The following is an 18,039-nucleotide window of genomic DNA, read 5'->3' on the forward strand; positions in this document are numbered from 1 at the left end:
AAATTACTACGACATTTATGAGTGATCCCGCGTCCTCCTCAGTGATCCCGGTCGTTGTCAGCGGTTCAGTATCCTTCGATGAGAACGGTGGCGATGTGGGGCCGCTGAATTCCTAGTCCTCGGACGGTGTATTTGTCGTATCGGCCTATCTCTCGGCTGAGGTACTCCTCCGGGGTGTTGCAGTCGTTTCGGTCGAATTCGGTTTCGAACGAGGCGACTTCCTCTCCATCGGCAGTAAACATCTCCTCGTACACCCATTCGTCGGCAGCCTTGCGATATTGGAGCCATGCTCCTCCCTCGAAAAACAACCGCGCGATCGTTAGCCCGTCACTGTCGTTTTCGATCGTGTGATTGACGATCGCCGGTGGTCGCTCAATCTCGCTCTCGTCCGGCGGTCGATACGTGTCCATGTGTTTACACCATGAACACATCATCTCTGCTTCGTTTTCGCTCACAACGACAATCTGATGCGCCATCGAGGCGTTGAAACCCCGACTGCAGTTCGTACACGTGTACTCCCAATCTATTGTCAGCGATGTATTCTGTGTTGACGTTCCCCGTTCGTTCGTTTGCTTCATTTTTTACACCAGCAGCTATCCGTATACGTTAATTCAAACTATTCATCACTTCCTATACTCTATAATTGTCGCCTAGTAACTCATGTTATCTTCTCATATACGTTGCACAGGCCAAGGGAGCTTATAACCTAGTTGTTATTCACTTCTCATAGTTTTCATTAGGCTGTATTTGAGATATACAATCCACTACTGATTATAGCGATCCGGTATTAGGTATAGCTATGCAAAATACGAGTGAGATCAAACTCGAAAGTAAAATCTCTGAGTTACTTGCTCTTTCAAATGAGACTAATGCAGAAATAGCAGATGAAGTAGGGGTTTCTGGAGCAACATTGTCAGCATACCGACAAGGACAAGCGAGACCGAGTTTCGACTCGCTCGTCTCGATGGCAGAGGTGTTTGACGTTAGTCTTGATTACCTCGTTTTCGGTGAAAACTCTGACAGCAACGAGATCAATGCTGGGCCTGTGGTTCGATACATGGGCGAGTCATTACAGGATACACAGCTACGACAAGCCCAACGGATTTCTATGGTCTCAAACGTGGGCCATCGAATCTCACAGAAGTTGGACGAGGAAATTGAAAATTATCTGTCTGACTGTTCGACACAGCAGCTGTTCTCCGGGACACTGAGCAATCCACAAGTGCTGGCATTGGAAGAAAACAGCGTAGACATCCGTCTGTTTCTCAAATCGTTCCATTATAATCTCCTTGACCAGCAGACCGAAACACCGGGGAAATTCTTCACGACTGTCGTGAAGAATCTGAGCCAGGGCCATACGTACCAGTATCTTCTCCCTGCGGATAGTGAGGATTGGGTCCCTGTTGTCGACTCGTTCAGAGATCTTTTGATAGATAATATGCACAGCGAAGCAACCGTTCGGAATAATTGCGAATTCCGTGTAACCAATACGCCAACGATCACGGGGTGTGGGCTGTATCGGCTAAACATGGAGGAACTCCGATCAGAACATCCCGTGATATATGACTTCCTCTTAGAGCACGATTACTGTTCGAATCGGTGGGTCGGATACACGATCGGTCCCGCAGAATCAGCTCAAGGGACGATGGTGATGGACACTGATCACCTGTTGGAGTCGATAAATATATTCGAATACTTATGGGAGAAAGCGGAACCGATCTAATGAATCGCGGTTTTCCACGTCGATTAGCCCCAGCGAGAATGACGATCCCATGGTCGAGATAACAATCCATTTGGTCTCTCAATCCCGAGACGGGACCGATGACCGCGTACACGGCGACAGTGACCATCCGTCCGAAACGGGGTGTTCTCGATCCGGAGGCAGAGACGACCCAGCAGGCGCTCTCGCGGTTGGGATTCGATGTGAACGCGCTGCGTTCTGCCGATCGGTTCGAGATCGATTTCGATGCTGAATCGAGCGAAGCCGCCACTGAACGCGCCGAGGAGATGGCCGAACGTCTCCTTGCGAATCCGACTATTCACGACTATGATGTCGTAGTGACCGATCGATGATCGCAGTCGTGCAGTTCGGCGGGAGCAACTGCGACCGAGACGCCGTCCGTGCGCTCGACCACGTCGGATTTGACGCCCGGCGTGTCTGGCATGAGGACGGTCTTCCCGCTGAGACTGACGGAATCGTCCTCCCGGGCGGTTTCTCGTACGGTGATTATCTCCGTGCCGGTGCGATGGCTGCCCGCTCCTCGGTGATGGCAGAAATTCGGCAACAGGTCGAGGACGGGACGCCTGTGTTGGGGGTGTGCAATGGCGCACAGATCGGCTGTGAGGCTCGGCTCACGCCGGGTGCATTCACCACGAACCGGAGCGCGCGGTTCCAATGTGAGCACGTTCATCTCCGAGTCGAGAACGCGAATACGCCGTGGACGCACGCCTACGAAGCGGGTGAAGTTATTTCGCTTCCGATCGCTCACGGTGAAGGGCGGTTCGAGATCGCAGAGGAGACTCTATCGGAGTTGAACGCCGAAAACCGGGTTCTTTTCCGGTACTGTAATGCCGACGGAGCAGTCACTGATGCGGCCAACCCAAACGGATCGACGGACAACATCGCTGGCGTGATCGGTGAACGTGATACGACGGCGGTGTTGATGCCCCATCCGGAACGAGCCACCTTTCCAGAACTGGCCGAGAACGGAACGGACGGCCGCGCCATTCTCGAAGGGTTCGCCGTCGCGGATCCGTAGCACGGCGATTTAACCGCTGTTAGTACTATCGGTGGACGTTGGTGGTTTCGATGTCGCTCGATTATCGGGTCGTCGATTCAGCGTTTCGAGATCAACACCCATCTCGCGTGCGAATTCGACGGCCGCTTCGCGGTAGGTAGTCACCGTCTTTCGTTCACCGAGCGCGTCACAGACGGCCATGAGTTCGTGACACGTCTCGACGGCGTCGGGACGTGCGCCGATGTCGGTGAATGTTGACAGAGCTGATTGCTGTCGTTCTTTTGCTCGCTTGAGATCATTGTGCGCCTCTGCAAGCCGACCGAGTTCGCGTAGTGTTCGTGCCTCTCCAAGGCGGTGATTGCTCTCTCTCGTCCGTTCAAGACTCCTCTCAAGACAGTCCTTCGCGCGTTCTGTTCGCCCGGTATCGCAGTAGAGTGCACCGAGCAACCTGAGGGCGGTGGCTTCCCCGCGCACGTCGCCGTGTTGTCGGTAGCGATCGAGACCGCACTTCGTGCGATCCATCGCGGTTTCGATCGCGTCTCTCCGCCGGGCGATCCGTCCAAGGCTGATGAGACACGCTGCGATCCCGCGCTGATCCCCGATGTCGCTACGCAGTTCGTAGCTGCGTTCGTGCCGTCGTTCGGCGGCATCTAGCCTGTTCTGACGGCGGTCCAAGGTAGCACGGTCGTGAAGACAGCGCGCCACCCCGTGTGTGTCACTAGCGTTCCGATAACGGTCGAGACTACGCTCATAACACTCGACCGCCCGCTCGAAGTCGCCGCGAATCTGAGCGACAGATCCCAGACTGTGAAGACTGCCCGCCTGTCCGAGTTCGTCCCCGATATCGCGGTACGTGTCGAACGCTCTGGTGAGACGACGCTCCGCAGCGTTCAGTTCGCCACATTTGCGCTTGAGAACGCCGAGGTTGTTGCGGGCGTTCGCCTCCGATCGGCTGTTACCCACTGACCGGTACCGATCGAGACAGACCTGATACTGTTCGGTTGCGGTTTCGGTCTCGCCCTCCACGTCAAGCACCATCGTCCGGTTGAATCTGGCGTCGGCCGCTGCAACGTGATCGCCTAGTTCCTGGTACTGGTCGAGACTCCATTGAAGCCGCTCCTTTGCGACAGCAAGTTCACCACGCGACCACGCGACGATCCCGAGGTTGTTGACCACGTCGGCTTCGCCTCGGTTATCACCTGCCGCACGGTAGGCTCGGCGGCTCCGGTCGTAAAACGACTCCGCGCGGTCGTATTCGCTCCGTCGGAACGCGACCGTTCCTTGGTATTTCAAGCATCTGGCCTCCAAACAGTCGGCGTCGACCGACGCTGGAGGATCGTCTGCGAGCGCAGCGAGGCGTTCGAACTCCGTCGCCGCCTCATCAGGTGCTCCCGCCTGTAGGGCCATCTGCCCGCACCACTCCGTACGGCGAATCTCCATTTCAGCCGAACACGCCTTGGGCAGTTCGATCCATGAGTTCGTGCTCGTTTCGAATAACGGAACAAGCGAGGAATGAGCGAGACCAAGGGTGAACAGTCGTTCTATAGTCTCGTCGGCCCACGCTTGTGGATCTGCGGAGATCTCTTTGATTACAGTCGGAGAGCCGGTGCTCTGCCAATCGATACAAGCACGTTTCGTCTCGTCGTCGGCTAACGACAACAGGGCTGTGGCGATCCGTCCAAACCGGCGTTGTGCGTCTCGCAGCTCTTGGACGCCGCTCGCCCGTTCGTGGAGCTGTCTGAGAAACAACACGGACCACGATTTATGAACCGATCGGTAGGCGGGTTTTCCGTCGTTCTCGTCGTCGCCGCCGGAGCGGTCGAAGATGACACGTCCTTCGAGCAGCGTTAGGGCTTCCTCGATCGCTTCGGTCGTCTCCGATGTGAGTGCGTAAACGAGTTCGGGATACACACCGATGTCGGCAGCGTTGAGCAGCGAAACGAACACACCGACATCGAGTGCCCGCTCACCGACCGCTCGCAGATCGTCGAAGGTCCGTCGAACGTCCTCCGTGAGCGTCGTCGGAGGCGTGTCCTGAACCGAGGCGAGCGGGTCGGTCGACAACACGAGCCGGTGGAGCACGACGAGTAGCGTGGCGGGATCGCTGTCCTGCCCGGGAGAATCGAGCAGATCGGAGGCTTCGAGAGCGAACTGCCGTCCGTGCATCACTTCAAAATGGCGAACGAGCCGTTCACACTCGGTGATATCTAGCGCCGGCATCCGAACGTGTTCGATCGCTTCGGTTCGGTAGCTGTCGAGACGGGGTGCCAGACCGGAAGACGACGCCGACGGATCGGTCCACGCGTGTTCACGCGATTCGACGAGAAACGTCACTGTTGGATCGTCGCGGTAATCGACCATCACTCGAAACACGGCCTTGGCTTCGGGGGAGAGGATGTCTTCGACGACGACCAAAGTGTGTTCCTCACATTCGCGTAGTCGCGCGCGAAGCGCTGCCGTGCTGGTGAACGTCCGGCCAGCACCTCCTTCTCGGTAAAACACGCTTCCGCGCCCGGTCTCGTGCCAACGATAAGCGACCATCTTACAAACCGTGCTCTTTCCTGATCCCGGCAATCCCACCAGCGCGTGATCGCTTCCCGAACTCAGTCCATCGAGAAGCTCCCCAACAAGCGATGTCCGTCCGCTGGTGGCAGCCTCCTCCACGCTGATCAGATGATCCTCTTTTGAATTCGTCACGCTCGCGGTATGGTCGCTATCATACGTGCGTTCGATTGCGTGCCCCGCGGCGATCTCAGCGAAGTCGATTCCGGTGCGCCAGCTCGTCGTCGGTTCGCCCGGCTCGCGCGAGTCGATGTACGCGTCGGTCAACTCGATGAACCCTTCCCGTTCGAGCACACTTTGAGACTGGTTGTTGGCTCTCTCGGGCGGCGACCGTTGATGGGGAACCAACGTGTGGTGTTGTCGCCCCATCGTAGCCTCTGTGTCGGTGATCTCCGTCGCTGTCTCGATGATATCGGTGATGTACGCCTTTGCGGCCTCGAACCCGTCTTGGCGGCGGTTCCGAAACATTGCGGACTGTACACCATCTTCATAAACGATGATGAGTCCCTCGTTCTGTCCTGACGCCCGTTCGAGGAGGAACATGGGATGGGGTGGTGGGCGGGCCGCGCGCAACAACCGTTGTCCGTGGTGAGACAACACTGAAAGCGTATCCGGGGACCGTTCGTGGAGCGCATCGTAGAGATTCGGTCCGACGATCAGTGTGAGATCCAAGGACCCTTCTACCGCTTGCGATTGGCAGAATTCGAGTATGATCGGGTCGGAGATGACCGGCATCAGTGCTGTGAGCGAATGGGCTGATTCGATCGCTTCCTGTAACTCTGATGGAATCTCATACGGTGTGTGATCGTCGATCGGTACGGGGTCGATTCCCCACACGGTCGCCATGGGAACGGGATGCTCCCGATCGAGCGTTTCTAGCAACGGTGTAGCAGTGTGCACGTCCGACACCATTTCGGTGAATTCCGTGTACGTGGTGGCGGCGAGACGACCGGCGAGTGTGGTCATGTACCCTTCTGTTCCCCGCTTGAGCAGACCGGCCTGTTGGAGTTCTCGGACGGCTCGGTCGACGGTTGACCGCGACCATTCGAGCTGATCCACTATCTCGGGCTTTCGTCGGGGTGATGATTCGAGACACCGGAGGAACTCTATCCGACGGTGTAGTAAACGAATAAAGACATCATCCGTTCCGACGGGGGTAACCATCTTACGAAAGGATTCTTGCGAGAAACCTTAAACCCGAACGTTCTCCCGTACGAATATCAATGAAGTAACGGTTGCCCGTACCCCGTCTCCCGTTCTACCACCGCGTTCCACGTTATCTTACAGTCGCATGATACTTGGTCGAATACGGATGGGTCCTGCCGGAGGTCGAAATCCTTGATGGCGGTCTGGACTCGGTCATCACACTCGCCGCAGTTGTGTGGGCCCCGATCGCTGCCGTGACCGACGGGATCGGAGACGACGATGGCGTCCACGTCGGCCGTCTCTCGGAGCACATCGGTGACCGACCAGAGCCACGGTGGTCGGTAGCCGCCATCGTGGTACAGTTCTTCGACCATCGTGTGTCGCTGGACGTTCGTCGGGTTCATCGAAACGGTGTGGGCGTGTTCGGCACACCGACGGATCGATCGTTTCATGTCGGTAATTGCCTCGGATTCGCTGAGAAACGGCGGTTTCATCAGCAGATACGCCTTGATCCCCGCTCCGACGGCGCTCGCGGTCTCGCTCGCTCGTTCGAAGTCCTCGAAATCGAAATACTTGTTGACGCAGTCGTGTCGAACGCGGTCGGTCGCCGTTTCGAGACCGACCGCAACGTCCACGTCGAGACCGACCTCGGTAAAGTCCTGCAGTTTTTCTCTGTCGACGAAATCGGGCAGACTTTCGACGACGATGCGCTCGCGGTCCGCGAACGTCGACGCGATGGCGCGGCGTGTTTTGGCTGGTATTTCCCGCTCATCGAGAAAGGAGCCAGACGTGTAGATCTTGATGAGATCAGCGGGTGTGTCGGCGTGCTCGCGTTCGTGTTCAAGACACGCTTCGATCTGGTCGACCAGTGCGGCGTGGGGGACGGTGCCGCCGTCGACCGATTCGGCAACGTAGCCACACATCGTACAGCCACCGGCGCGCGCCCACCGACAGCCGCCGGTGTTGAGAATGATCGTCAGTGACTGGTAGACGCCGGAGGGCGTATTGTCCTCATCAAGCCAGACGCGCGTCGGCTCGTGGGGATCGTACGTTTGCTGGTTACGCGCGCGAACGTCGCGCATCACCTGGTTGTGCGCGTCCATCCCACGGCCTTGCTCGTACACGTCGGGATCGGGGGTGCTCATTACCAACGGTATCCGATTCGTGCGTAAAACCATCGCGGTCACTCCCCGAGAAGCACAGCGTGGCGTTCAGTACGGAAGGATCCTGAACCCTTGTGGGACGAGAACGCCACAGACGACGAACAGTACTGCTGTGATCCCCGCCGTCAGGAGTGCGTAAGGAATCTGGGTCCGGACATGGACCATGTGGTCGCTGCCGCTCGTGCTCGAAGAGAGCACGGTCGTGTCGCTGATTGGCGAGCAGTGATCACCGAAAATACCACCGCTGAACACCGCACCCATGACGAGCGGCAGGTTCGCCCCCGTCGTGAACGCGATGGGCATGGCGATCGGGAACATGATACCGTACGTTGCCCACGAACTCCCATCGGAGAAGCTGATGAAGGCGGTCACGATGAAGAGCGCAACGGGGATGATCGCGGCTGGGACACCCACGAACCAGTTCGTGACGAACGATGAGATACCGAGCGTGGTGACGCTGTTCTGGATCGAACTCGCCAGCGTAAGGATGGCGGCAGCGAGGAGAATACCTTTGAAACCGTGAACCGTGGCGTCCGTTGCGTCCGCGTTCGTCGGAATGTCGCCCCGCAGTCGGTACAACAGGAACGCCACGACCAGTCCACCGGTGGCAGCCAGTCCGAGCCTGACGCCACCGATGTTGAACGACCATTGCCCGCCGCCGGGAACGATCAACGAGTATCCACCGATAGAAAACAGCGTCGACATCTCAGCGGCCTGTATCACCGGTGACGCGCGCCAGAACATTGCCGCGAACGCGAGGAGAATCATCGCCCCGATCGGAATGGCGAAGTTACGCCAGTCGGGGGTTGCCGCGTCGGCCATCTCGTATCGATCCATCTCTTCGGAGATCATCGGACTGGCGTCCGGGCCGACGACGCCATCACCGTTGCGTGCGCGTTCTTCTTCGCGTTTCATCGGTCCGAAGTTCGGCACCACCTGCCACGCGACCAGTGCCGCGAGAAGCAACGCGATCCACGAGTAAAAGCCGAACAGCAGGCTGTTGAAAAACAACGGCCACAGTTCTGCGGTGGCCGCGCTGGCCTCTTGCCCGGTGCCCGAAACGAGATTTCCCATTCCCGACGGCAGTGACCCCCCCTGTTGTGCCTGAACGAGTCCCTGTCCGATGAACCCGATGAGTGCGACACCCCACGTCGAGTAGAACGCCAGTCGAGCCGCTGGACTCCCGGCGCTGTCGACGTAGTAAGCGAGTTTTGCCCGCGAGACATCGTACCGATCCGTGAGCGGGCGCATCATCGAACCGACTACCAAACAGTTGAAATAATCGTCGATGTGGATGATCATCCCGGCCAAAAACGACGCCCGTTCGGCGTCAGCCGGGGAATCGACGCGCGCGGCAAGCGCTTCGAGAACGCCTTGGATCGCTCCTGAACGGATCATGAGCCCGATCATGCCACCGATCATGAACAGGGCGATCAGCACGTTCTCAACGTACCACGGGTCGTTGAACAGCGGCGCTGTGGCGATCAGCGTCGGCACCGCCGTCAGTCCCATCACTCCACCAAGAACGACGCCGGAAAGCCCGCCAGCGAGTCCCTCCGGGACACCCACGGCGACTGGTGTGTGCGCCCCGTACACGACCCCCGCCCCGACGATGCCAGCGAACAACCCGATGAGTGCGTCACGGATATACCACGCCAATCCGATCGCAAGCAGGGGCGGGATGAGCGTCCAGACACCCGCGTTAATGGTTTCGAGCGACATAACTGCCCCAACGTCCGTTTCTGGCTATAAAAACTCCCCGTCTCAGTACGCGCCCGTGCTCACCCTTCAGAGGCGTTCATCGAGTTGGCTGTCGGTGTCTGCTGGTTGAGTTTGGCGCTCGGCAGGTGAATGGTAACGATGCTTCCGCGCGGCTCGTTGTCATCAAATGTCACGTTCCCGCCGGAATCAACGACGATCCAGTTAACAAACCAGAGTCCCAATCCCAACGAGTGGTGGTGCTGTGATTCCGATCCTTGTTCGATGACGTTCCGCTCGCGCTTTGGAAGCCCAGGACCGTTGTCAGCTATTTCGACCGAAACGAAATCAGAGACTTCATCCGAGACGGTGATCGAAACGACCGGTGTCTCCGTGTCGTTGTGTTCGATGGCGTTTTCGATCACGTTTTCGAGCGCGATATTGATCCGATCGTTTGCGATGACCGGAACCTGTCCACGCACGCAGCGATCGAGGCGAACGTCAGCGTCGGGATAATCGTCGTTTGCCTGGTCGATACACGAGGTGAGCACCTCACGCAGTGCGATCGGGCCGTTCGTCCGTTGGTCACAGTCCAGGGCGGTTTCTATTTCTCCGACCGTCTCGCTCAGATCGACGAGATCGAACGCCGTTTCACGGACGGTTTCGACCTCGTCTGGCTCTGAGAGCCGATCCCTGAGCAGATCAGTGCTTCCGATGATGATGCCCGCGGCGTTACGGAGGTCGTGTCGCAACACGCGATTGAGAACTTCGAGTCTACGTACGTGCTGATTTCGATCGGTGATGTCGGTAGCAATGATGTGGCCGGTCTGTTCGGTGGCTATCTGGGGCGGGATGACGAGCAATCGGAAATCCCGGATTCCTACCGCCGTCTTGAGTCGAACCTCGTGTTGTACCACGCTGTCAGCGTGAAGCGTGGCATCGAGATCGATCGCTGACTGTTCGAGGTTGGACAGAACGATGTGCTCTCCGACAGGGGAGCCGTGGGCGACAGTGCCATCGACATCAAACAATCGCTCGAACGCTGGATTAACGACCCGGATGATCGCTGTACCCTCCGTGAAATTGTACTGAACGACTGGGTCAGGAAGGTTATCAAACAGCGCGACGAACCGATCACGTTCTCGTTCTAACCGGCGTTGGTACCGATCCAACTGCGCGGCCTGATGCTTGATCCGGACTGCATACAGTCCGAACGCGAACCCGATGGCTGTTCCACCGGTGCTCACATCAATGAGAACGAACAGCGGTTCGCTCAGCACACTCCCCATCGACTGCTGGTATCCGATCATCAGCCCGCCAGAAATGCTAAACACGCCACCACCGACGATGCTCCAACCGGCAATTCTGAGCGTGTATGGTGCTGAGAGGCTGCTCCGACCGGTCCACCATCCTCCAGCGACCAACCCGACTGACAGACAAATCGGGAGAACGATGCTGTACGCGATCGTCGGAAACGAATCCGGATTCGCCGTAACGAAATGCAGCCCGTTGATTGCGCCCGTGACGACGCCGCATCCCCCGATAATCACGGCACTCACCAAGCGCCACAACCGGTCCTTGTTGTCCAACTGATTCGTCATGTCCGTCCCTGACTCGTCCGGACAGACGGTTTCGGACTGTTACTCACGGTCATTTCCTGTTCAACATGCCCGTAGCTGCCTCGCTGATCTTACCGGCATTTTCGATGTCTGTTCTCGGTGCGCGGTCAGCCGGTGGGTCATCTTCGGTCAGTGTCTCTATCCGTGTTCATCTCAGCGGTGGGTAATAACTATTCACCTGCCTATCTTCCTTCAAGGAGAGACTCCCGCCGTTTACGGCGAGGAGGATGTCACCGGTTGCTGGGAACAGTACACATTGCGACGTTCCATTCACGCACCGTCGCGCGACGTTCCTACACTGGTAGAACGTCAGACCTCCGGTTCGATGTACACTCTTTTGATCTGATCCTCGTGGTGGATGAGCGTCGTTTCAATCGTAGCGGCCCGCTCGTCGATCAATTCAGTGTCAAGCGTCTTTTCGAAGCTGACGTTTGCGGCGACGAGGAGTTGTTCGGGACCGAAAAACACCGTTCGGAGGTCATCAACGTGGTGAACACCGTCAACAGAGGTGATCAGTTCTCTCAGCGGACGCTCATCCTCGGGTGGAAGACTTTCTCCGAGCAAGAGCCGTTTGTTTTCCCACGCGAGCGCCAACGAAAATCCCATAAGCAGGATCCCGATACCGATCGAGGCCGCAGCGTCGTATCGGGGATTACCCGTAACGCGCGTGAGATAGACGCCCGCTAGGGCGATCCCGGCGCCAGCGATAGCGATTGTGTCCTCCGTGAACGCGGTCAGGGTCGTCACGTCGCTCGTTTTCCTGAACGCCTCAGCGATGGTTTCCCAATCGTGCTCTTGCATCTGCTGGGTGAGTCCGGCGTAGGCTGTTTTGAGCGCGTAACTCTCGAAGGCGATCGCACCGAGGAGCACGCCGTAGTTGACCCAGTGGGACGGAAACCGGTATCCGAACAGCGTTTCTGTAGAGGGTTGCACGGGGGCAGGATGAGTGAACACGTGGATCCCGTGGGAGAGGCTCTCCCAGCCGGCGATCCCGAACAGGAACACAGCGACCAGAAATGAGTAGAAAAATTGGGCTTTTCCGTAGCCGAACGGGTGTTTCTGAGTGGGTTCCCGCTCGCTGTAGCGGATTCCAAACAGGAGAAACACTTGATTGCCTGTATCGGAGATCGAATGATATACCTCTGAAAGCATTGCTGCGCTGCCGGTCAGCAGAAAACCGAGGAATTTCAACACTGCGATCACTGCGTTTGCGATGAAGGCCGCGATGACGACGGATTTGCTGCTCGCCATTACTCTTTGCACCGATTGTCGACCGAAATATCTACCGCCCATGGCTGCCTCTGTGGAACTGAACCCCGATTCACGCATGATTACTGTCGTTTCTGACACCCATGGACAGAGCACTCATCGACTGTCGGATCAGTCACTCACCGCCGTCCGAACGGCGGATCTCGTTGTTCACGCCGGTGATTTCATCACCGAGTCCGTCCTGACGGCGTTCGAGTCCGAAAGCACACGCTTCGTCGGCGTCGCTGGTAACAGTGATACGTTTCCCATCCAAAAACGACTCCCAGCGACGCGCACCGTTGAACACGACGGAATCCGAATCGCGATCGCTCACGGCCATAACCACACCAAAACGTCCCGCTCACTGTTCGCTCGTCAACAGCACGCCGACCTGCTCGTCGTCGGTCACTCACACACTCCAATGGTTCGTTCGACCGATGAATATACGCTTCTCAATCCCGGCAGTCACGCCGAACCGCGCGGCAACCGACCGGCGTACGCGACGCTTGAGGCAACTGACGACGGATGCGTTGGCCGGCTCTGTGAACTCGACGGAACCGTCTTCAAAACGTTCACAGTTTCGACGTGACCGTTGACCGCTAACCCCAGAACGGACGAAATGGTTTTAATGACAGCGTCGTGAGTGGGGGTATGCCGTTCGATCTCAATGATCCACTCCTCATCATCGTGCTTGCCGTCGTCGTACTGTTCCTTTTTGCGTTGTACCTGCTGTTTCGACGAACTGCACTCGCCTTTCGGGAGGGGATGGACGGTAAGAACCGATAATCGATGCGCTTCGTACAAGTGTGCTTTTCCGGATGCAACTATGTGAACCAATCTGGGTGTCGAATTAGCGGCCTCAACAGACGGTAGCGATCCGGTCGACTGCCGTTTCGATGTCGTCTCTGTCGACATCCCAGTGGGTGGTAAAGCGCACAAGGTGGTCGTCGAACGCGACGCCGCCGACGCCGACATCCGAGCACCGATCGAGAAACGCCTCTGCGGTGCGTTCAGTTTCGACGAGCACGATGTTCGTTTCGGGTTCCTGAACTGATAAACCAGACAACTCGGACAACGAGTCTGCTAGTAGGCTGGCGTTCTCGTGATCTGCCACGAGACGATCGACGTTCTCCAACGCGCGCAGTCCGGGAGCTGCGATGATGCCTGCCTGTCTCAGGCCGCCGCCGAGCAGCTTTCGGACCCGACGGGCGCGATCGATGAACGCCTCCGATCCCGCGAGTACGGATCCGACTGGCGCGCCCAGTCCTTTCGAGAGACACAGCATCACGGAGTCGACCTCCCGCGTCATCCGAGAGAGTGGAACGTCCTGAGCGACAGCAGCGTTGCCGAGCCGCGCGCCATCGAGGTGGACGGGAACACCGTGATCGTGGGCCGCTTGTGCTGTGGCGTCGATGACACCAGGGGCGAGTGCAGTGCCCCCGGCGGCGTTGTGGGTGTTTTCGAGCGCGAGCAGCCCCGTTCCGGGACGGTGGCCGTCAGCCGAGACGACGCCATCACGAACGGTCTCGGGTGTCAGCACCCCCCGGTCGGTTCCATCGAGCGGACGCGTCTGGAGCGCTCCGTGCTGAGCGAGACCAGCTAGCTCCCACCGATAGATGTGGCTGTTTCGTTCAAGGAGGATCTCTTGGCCGCGCTCGGTGTGGGTCCGTGCAGCAACCTGATTACCCATTGTTCCTGACGGAACGAACAGCGCTGCCGCCATTCCGAGCCGCTCAGCTGCGCGGCGTTCGAGTTCGTTGACAGTTGGATCTTCCCGATACACGTCGTCTCCGACCGTTGCGTCCCGTGCGCTCTCGCGCATCGCATCGCTGGGTCGGGTCACAGTGTCGCTTCGTAGATCGATCATGCATACCACCTTTTTTCCGCTCGGGTGGCCTTCGGCCACCGCTCGCCTAGCGAGACGGTCGCTCACTTCGTTCGCGCTGCGACTCGCTGGTTCCCACTCGCTGGCGCTCGTGGGAACGCAAAAAATCTGGACCAAAAAAAGCCGCTCGCTTCGCTCGCGGTTGGGTACTCTGTTACCGCACCGTTCCGCTACCGCTGCCGCCGCGAGCGTCCCGGTGCACAGCCTTCGAAGTAGTCATCGAATGACAGTAATGTGCACGGATTATGATTCCACACGTTCGAGACTCAATAATGGCGTTTGATCGCAACGTTGGTGGAATCGATCGAATCGTTCGTGGTGTGCTTGGAACTTGGTTACTCTTAGTCACCATCGGAGCCATGCTCAACGGCCAGCGAACGAAAGCACTCGCTGCGGGCATCGCAAGCGTCGGGTTGTTGTTTAACGCCGCCGTTGGCTGGTGTGGATTAAATGCGGTGCTCAGCGTCGATAGGTGTCAACGATGGGAAAGTAATTCGTAACAGCGGTAGCGGAGCGGTTGCAGTACGGAAGTGGGGAAGACGCAGTACCGCGAGCGAAGCGAGCGGCCTTTTTTGGTCTTCTCGCGAGCGCAGCGAGTGAGAGCCTGCAAGAGCGAAGTGGTTCGAAAGAGCTTCGCTCTTTCGTCATGCCAAAAGACGCGGAGCGTCTTTTGTAGCACTCTTGCAATGCAGATTTTTTGCGTTCGGGTGGCCTTTGGCCACCCTCACGCAAAAAAGGTGGTTCGAAAGTTGTTTTTCCGGCAAAAACAGTCACCGGGTATGGACGCACGAATCCGTCGACACGCGTCGATTATCGTGAATCACTCTGTAGATCTCCAGCCGGGCGACAACGTGGTCGTCTCTGCCCCCTCTGACGCAGAAGACCTCGCTGTCGCGCTCCACGAAGCGATCGGTGACATCGGCGCGACGCCAGTGTTTCTCGACGACAGCAGCCGAGCCAAGCGGGCGTACCTCCGGGCAGTGGACGCGGACGAGATCGAAACGCCAGCCCACGAGTTGGCGTTGTATGAAGCCGCGGACGCGCTCATCCGGGTGCGCGGCGGTGTGAACGCGACAGAGAAAAGTGACGTGTCCCCAGAAACGATGGCAGCGAACCAACGGAGCTACAAGCCCGTCCAAGAGACGGCGCTGTCCCAGCGGTGGTGTCTCACCCAGTTCCCGAGCACGAGCTACGCCCAACTCGCTGAGATGAGCACCGAAGCCTACGAGAACTTCGTGTGGGACGCCATCGACAAAGACTGGGCGGCCCAGCGCGAACACCAGCGCCAACTCGTCGAGCAACTGGATCCAGCCAGCGAGGTCCGAATCGTCAGCGGGGACACGACTGATGTAACGATGTCCGTAGACGGCATGGTTACCGAAAACGACGACGCCGAGAACAACCTTCCTGGCGGAGAGGTGTTCACCGCCCCCGTTCCTGACTCCGTCGACGGCGAAGTGTTGTTCGACATGCCGCTGTACCACCAAGGCCGGGAGGTCACGGGTGCACATCTCGTTTTCGAGGACGGTCGGGTCGTCGAGCACAGCGCCGACACGAACGAGGACGTGCTAACCGGCGTGCTCGAAACCGATGACGGAGCCAGACGGCTGGGAGAGTTGGGTATCGGGATGAACCGCGACATCGATCAGTTCACGTACAACATGCTGTTTGACGAGAAAATGGGCGACACCGTCCACATGGCGCTCGGCAAGGCCTACAACGGCACCGTTGGCCCGAACCGCGAGCGAAACGACAGCGCCGTTCACGTCGATATGATCGTCGACATGAGCGAGGAGTCGTTCATCGAACTCGACGGCGAAGTCGTCCAACGGAACGGGCGGTTCGTCTTCGAAGACGGCTTCGAAGCGGCGTAGAATCCGTTTTATAGTGTTTTCGTGTCTCTCAGCAAGTCACAGAGGACGTGCGTGTAGACGACGAGCGCAGTAAGTCCGGCGAGAAACGGCGCGACGAGGAATGAGCCGACCGTGAGTACCCCGCCGATGATTGTATGGCTCAACAGTCGTTCCACCCGCATCGTAATGTCACTGAACAACCATTCGGGAGATGTCAACGCTCGCTTTGGGGTTGTGAGGGCTTCGAGTAGCGCGTCCCAATCACCTGTGTAGTATCTGGCGAGCACGAAGTGATCGAGATCGATGAAGACGCTCAGGAACAGTCCGTAACCCCAGAGCACCACCTTCCACGGACGGGAGAGGTGATTTCCAATCGCGCGGACACCGAGTGCACTGATAACAGCGCCGATGACCGCATGCTCCGTCGATTTCATCGGAAGAACGTTTGATGGGAAGGGGTATTAGCCTACCGACACGCGACGAACGCGGTTCGGAGTTTCACAAAAATATAATATGAACGTCGATGCCGAGCACGGTGGGATTTGAACCGAATGGAGACGATCAGCCTCATTCTGCTCGGGTGCTGTGACTCCCTGAGTTCAAATTCCGCGTAGGGATTGGTTCGTAGTAGAGGACACCGAGCACGGTGGGATTTGAACCCACGGCCGTCGGATTAGAAGTCCGACGCTCTAATCCTAGCTGAGCTACGTGCCCTCATTCGAACCAATTTACGCCAACCATCAAAAACGGTTGGATTCGTCTTCGTAGACTGAACGTAGCCGTTAAGGATACATCAGCCCGAATTCCGGGCGATGGGAATCATTGGAACCGTCGGGCTTCCGGGCAGCGGGAAAGGCGAGGCTGCCACCGTCGCGCGCGAACTCGGTATTCCGGTTGTGACGATGGGCGACATCATCCGGGAAGAGTGCCGTGCACGCGGACTCGATCCCGCTGACCACCACGGTGCGGTTGCGGTTGCTCTGCGGGAGGAAGACGGGCCGACAGCAATCGCGGACCGTTCGGTCGAACACATTCACGAAGCGTACGCCGACACAGACACCGTTCTCGTTGACGGCATTCGGTCGAACGACGAGGTAGAGCGTTTCGAAGAGGCGTTCGGGGAGCAGTTTCGACTGGTCGCCATCAAAGCTCCCTTCGACGTTCGGAAAGAACGGATCGATGACAGGGATCGGGACAGCGCCACCGAGAGCCTCGAAGACCGAGATCGTCGAGAACTCGCCTTTGGAATGGGCGCGGCGATCGAGAACGCCGACATTACGATCGAAAACACGGACAGTATCGAAACGTACCACAAACAGATCCGAAATATACTCAAAGAAGATGATATATAGCATCGACGTGACTATCAAAGTTCCGGTACAACCGACGGAGGTGACCGATCGCGTGGTTGCCGTCGTCACGAACCTCTTTCCCGACGCTACGATGGAGGAACGGCCAACACCAGCCGACACGGCCGATGGACAGCCTGCCGGCGAGATCGTCGCTACGACCCACTCTCTCGAACACCTTTCGGAATTGTTTCACGAACAGACAATTCTCGATACGGCGCGCGCAGCCATGTTAGACGGACTCGAACCGGAGACGAACACGTTCGAGTTTCGGCTGAAAAAGCAGGCCGCCTTCGAGGGAGTCGTGAACTTCGCAGTCGGAAATCCGGATGAACTCGGTGACGTTCGTGTCACTGTGGCAGTCGAAGAGCCAGACCCAGAGACGTACATTCGGTATCTCGCACCACCGACAGAGGACGGTGTACCGGTCGACGACGATCAGTGATCAGACACCTGATCGTGTGACCGTATCGACCGCGTGAAAACGTAGACCGTTCCTCCCAGCCGCTCACCGGCTACGACGACTCGTGCGGTACCCACCCACACACCGAGCACTCCGTTGCGGGTGGATCATGGAGACCGCCACACTCGGGACACTGTTTTTTCCTGTGATCCTGCTTCCACCCGACGCTGTCGGGTTCCGTTCGGTGACCACGCTGTGACAGAAACGCGTCGAACATGTCGTCGTTCCCAAGCGCCATACGTGATTGCCATGGTATCTCATCACAATAAACGTATCGACGAGTTACGTATCGTTGACACGCGCCCGTCGCCGGGT

18 protein-coding genes and 1 tRNA gene are annotated in these 18,039 nt (G+C 57.9%); 9 read left to right on the forward strand and 10 right to left on the reverse strand.

Features of this window, described 5'->3' with window-relative positions; all coding sequences use genetic code 11:
* Nucleotides 1–65: 65 nt before the first annotated feature.
* Entirely contained in the window at nt 66–410 is a 345-nt protein-coding gene (locus tag EIK79_RS01370; RefSeq protein WP_124953342.1) for a hypothetical protein, read from the reverse strand.
* 389 nt (nt 411–799) lie between these two features.
* Here EIK79_RS01370 and EIK79_RS01375 point away from each other — a divergent pair, with 389 nt between their 5' ends.
* From EIK79_RS01375 to purQ, 3 genes are all read left to right on the forward strand, one after another.
* Entirely contained in the window at nt 800–1,723 is a 924-nt protein-coding gene (locus EIK79_RS01375) for a helix-turn-helix domain-containing protein (protein WP_124953343.1), read from the forward strand.
* A gap of 98 nt (nt 1,724–1,821) precedes the next feature.
* Nucleotides 1,822–2,073 (forward strand): phosphoribosylformylglycinamidine synthase subunit PurS, encoded by a 252-nt coding sequence (purS, locus tag EIK79_RS01380; RefSeq protein ID WP_124953344.1) that lies wholly within the window; start codon nt 1,822–1,824, stop codon nt 2,071–2,073.
* Nucleotides 2,070–2,759, forward strand: a complete 690-nt coding sequence (gene purQ, locus EIK79_RS01385; protein ID WP_124953345.1) for a phosphoribosylformylglycinamidine synthase I — start codon at nt 2,070–2,072, stop codon at nt 2,757–2,759. The genes purS and purQ overlap by 4 nt, the downstream gene beginning before the upstream one ends.
* A gap of 9 nt (nt 2,760–2,768) precedes the next feature.
* On the opposite strand, the gene EIK79_RS01390 is transcribed toward purQ, so the two are convergent.
* The 5 genes from EIK79_RS01390 to EIK79_RS01410 all read right to left on the reverse strand — a co-directional run bounded on the left by EIK79_RS01390 (nt 2,769) and on the right by EIK79_RS01410 (nt 12,177).
* The gene (locus EIK79_RS01390; protein ID WP_124953346.1) at nt 2,769–6,464 is read right to left on the reverse strand and encodes a tetratricopeptide repeat protein; all 3,696 of its coding nucleotides are present in this window, start codon (nt 6,462–6,464) and stop codon (nt 2,769–2,771) included.
* A gap of 56 nt (nt 6,465–6,520) precedes the next feature.
* Nucleotides 6,521–7,591: an archaeosine biosynthesis radical SAM protein RaSEA gene (locus tag EIK79_RS01395; RefSeq protein WP_124953347.1), complete on the reverse strand. Its 1,071-nt coding sequence runs from the start codon at nt 7,589–7,591 to the stop codon at nt 6,521–6,523.
* A 66-nt stretch (nt 7,592–7,657) separates the two neighbouring features.
* On the reverse strand, nt 7,658–9,331 hold the full coding sequence (locus tag EIK79_RS01400) for a Na+/H+ antiporter NhaC family protein (RefSeq protein ID WP_124953348.1): 1,674 nt from the start codon (nt 9,329–9,331) through the stop codon (nt 7,658–7,660).
* 59 nt (nt 9,332–9,390) lie between these two features.
* Nucleotides 9,391–10,908: an ATP-binding protein gene (locus EIK79_RS01405; RefSeq protein WP_124953349.1), complete on the reverse strand. Its 1,518-nt coding sequence runs from the start codon at nt 10,906–10,908 to the stop codon at nt 9,391–9,393.
* 327 nt (nt 10,909–11,235) lie between these two features.
* A complete protein-coding gene (locus EIK79_RS01410) occupies nt 11,236–12,177 on the reverse strand; it encodes a cation diffusion facilitator family transporter (protein ID WP_124953350.1) in 942 nt (313 codons plus the stop codon).
* Between the two features lie 40 nt (nt 12,178–12,217).
* On the opposite strand from EIK79_RS01410, the gene EIK79_RS01415 reads away from it, so the two are divergent.
* Together EIK79_RS01415 and EIK79_RS18900 are read left to right on the forward strand one after the other, a co-directional pair.
* Complete coding sequence (locus tag EIK79_RS01415) at nt 12,218–12,763, forward strand: metallophosphoesterase (protein ID WP_368276533.1); 546 nt, start codon at nt 12,218–12,220, stop codon at nt 12,761–12,763.
* A gap of 62 nt (nt 12,764–12,825) precedes the next feature.
* On the forward strand, nt 12,826–12,960 hold the full coding sequence (locus tag EIK79_RS18900; RefSeq protein WP_267900512.1) for a DUF7859 family protein: 135 nt from the start codon (nt 12,826–12,828) through the stop codon (nt 12,958–12,960).
* 73 nt (nt 12,961–13,033) lie between these two features.
* On the opposite strand, the gene EIK79_RS01420 is transcribed toward EIK79_RS18900, so the two are convergent.
* Nucleotides 13,034–14,041, reverse strand: coding sequence for a threonine aldolase family protein (locus EIK79_RS01420; protein WP_124953351.1), 1,008 nt, complete (start codon nt 14,039–14,041; stop codon nt 13,034–13,036).
* A gap of 290 nt (nt 14,042–14,331) precedes the next feature.
* Here EIK79_RS01420 and EIK79_RS01425 point away from each other — a divergent pair, with 290 nt between their 5' ends.
* Both EIK79_RS01425 and EIK79_RS01430 read left to right on the forward strand, forming a co-directional pair.
* Nucleotides 14,332–14,559, forward strand: a complete 228-nt coding sequence (locus EIK79_RS01425; protein ID WP_124953352.1) for a YgaP family membrane protein — start codon at nt 14,332–14,334, stop codon at nt 14,557–14,559.
* A gap of 279 nt (nt 14,560–14,838) precedes the next feature.
* On the forward strand, nt 14,839–15,933 hold the full coding sequence (locus EIK79_RS01430; protein WP_124953353.1) for an aminopeptidase: 1,095 nt from the start codon (nt 14,839–14,841) through the stop codon (nt 15,931–15,933).
* 8 nt (nt 15,934–15,941) lie between these two features.
* On the opposite strand, the gene EIK79_RS01435 is transcribed toward EIK79_RS01430, so the two are convergent.
* Together EIK79_RS01435 and EIK79_RS01440 are read right to left on the reverse strand one after the other, a co-directional pair.
* Complete coding sequence (locus EIK79_RS01435; RefSeq protein ID WP_124953354.1) at nt 15,942–16,346, reverse strand: hypothetical protein; 405 nt, start codon at nt 16,344–16,346, stop codon at nt 15,942–15,944.
* Nucleotides 16,347–16,550: 204 nt separating this feature from the next.
* A tRNA-Arg gene (locus EIK79_RS01440) sits at nt 16,551–16,626 on the reverse strand.
* 98 nt (nt 16,627–16,724) lie between these two features.
* Here EIK79_RS01440 and EIK79_RS01445 point away from each other — a divergent pair.
* Together EIK79_RS01445 and EIK79_RS01450 are read left to right on the forward strand one after the other, a co-directional pair.
* On the forward strand, nt 16,725–17,264 hold the full coding sequence (locus EIK79_RS01445; protein WP_124953355.1) for an AAA family ATPase: 540 nt from the start codon (nt 16,725–16,727) through the stop codon (nt 17,262–17,264).
* Nucleotides 17,254–17,706 (forward strand): RNA-binding domain-containing protein, encoded by a 453-nt coding sequence (locus tag EIK79_RS01450; RefSeq protein WP_124953356.1) that lies wholly within the window; start codon nt 17,254–17,256, stop codon nt 17,704–17,706. The genes EIK79_RS01445 and EIK79_RS01450 overlap by 11 nt, the downstream gene beginning before the upstream one ends.
* Before the next feature lie 70 nt (nt 17,707–17,776).
* Here EIK79_RS01450 and EIK79_RS01455 read toward each other — a convergent pair whose 3' ends face one another.
* Entirely contained in the window at nt 17,777–17,962 is a 186-nt protein-coding gene (locus EIK79_RS01455; RefSeq protein ID WP_124953357.1) for an HVO_0416 family zinc finger protein, read from the reverse strand.
* Nucleotides 17,963–18,039: the final 77 nt, after the last annotated feature.

The organism is Halocatena pleomorpha (assembly GCF_003862495.1).
Classification (GTDB): Archaea; Halobacteriota; Halobacteria; order Halobacteriales; family Haloarculaceae; genus Halocatena; species Halocatena pleomorpha.

Bases quoted from the DNA above. Each gene is read 5' to 3' on its own strand.
- EIK79_RS18900 (WP_267900512.1), top strand. From the start codon at position 12,826: ATGCCGTTCGATCTCAATGATCCACTCCTCATCATCGTGCTTGCCGTC.
- purS (WP_124953344.1), top strand. From the start codon at position 1,822: ATGACCGCGTACACGGCGACAGTGACCATCCGTCCGAAACGGGGTGTT.
- EIK79_RS01450 (WP_124953356.1), top strand. From the start codon at position 17,254: ATGATATATAGCATCGACGTGACTATCAAAGTTCCGGTACAACCGACG.
- EIK79_RS01390 (WP_124953346.1), bottom strand. From the start codon at position 6,464: ATGGTTACCCCCGTCGGAACGGATGATGTCTTTATTCGTTTACTACAC.
- EIK79_RS01370 (WP_124953342.1), bottom strand. From the start codon at position 410: ATGGACACGTATCGACCGCCGGACGAGAGCGAGATTGAGCGACCACCG.
- EIK79_RS01430 (WP_124953353.1), top strand. From the start codon at position 14,839: ATGGACGCACGAATCCGTCGACACGCGTCGATTATCGTGAATCACTCT.
- EIK79_RS01400 (WP_124953348.1), bottom strand. From the start codon at position 9,331: ATGTCGCTCGAAACCATTAACGCGGGTGTCTGGACGCTCATCCCGCCC.
- EIK79_RS01415 (WP_368276533.1), top strand. From the start codon at position 12,218: ATGGCTGCCTCTGTGGAACTGAACCCCGATTCACGCATGATTACTGTC.
- EIK79_RS01395 (WP_124953347.1), bottom strand. From the start codon at position 7,591: ATGAGCACCCCCGATCCCGACGTGTACGAGCAAGGCCGTGGGATGGAC.
- EIK79_RS01375 (WP_124953343.1), top strand. From the start codon at position 800: ATGCAAAATACGAGTGAGATCAAACTCGAAAGTAAAATCTCTGAGTTA.
- EIK79_RS01405 (WP_124953349.1), bottom strand. From the start codon at position 10,908: ATGACGAATCAGTTGGACAACAAGGACCGGTTGTGGCGCTTGGTGAGT.
- purQ (WP_124953345.1), top strand. From the start codon at position 2,070: ATGATCGCAGTCGTGCAGTTCGGCGGGAGCAACTGCGACCGAGACGCC.
- EIK79_RS01420 (WP_124953351.1), bottom strand. From the start codon at position 14,041: ATGATCGATCTACGAAGCGACACTGTGACCCGACCCAGCGATGCGATG.
- EIK79_RS01410 (WP_124953350.1), bottom strand. From the start codon at position 12,177: ATGGCGAGCAGCAAATCCGTCGTCATCGCGGCCTTCATCGCAAACGCA.
- EIK79_RS01425 (WP_124953352.1), top strand. From the start codon at position 14,332: ATGGCGTTTGATCGCAACGTTGGTGGAATCGATCGAATCGTTCGTGGT.
- EIK79_RS01445 (WP_124953355.1), top strand. From the start codon at position 16,725: ATGGGAATCATTGGAACCGTCGGGCTTCCGGGCAGCGGGAAAGGCGAG.
- EIK79_RS01435 (WP_124953354.1), bottom strand. From the start codon at position 16,346: ATGAAATCGACGGAGCATGCGGTCATCGGCGCTGTTATCAGTGCACTC.
- EIK79_RS01455 (WP_124953357.1), bottom strand. From the start codon at position 17,962: ATGGCGCTTGGGAACGACGACATGTTCGACGCGTTTCTGTCACAGCGT.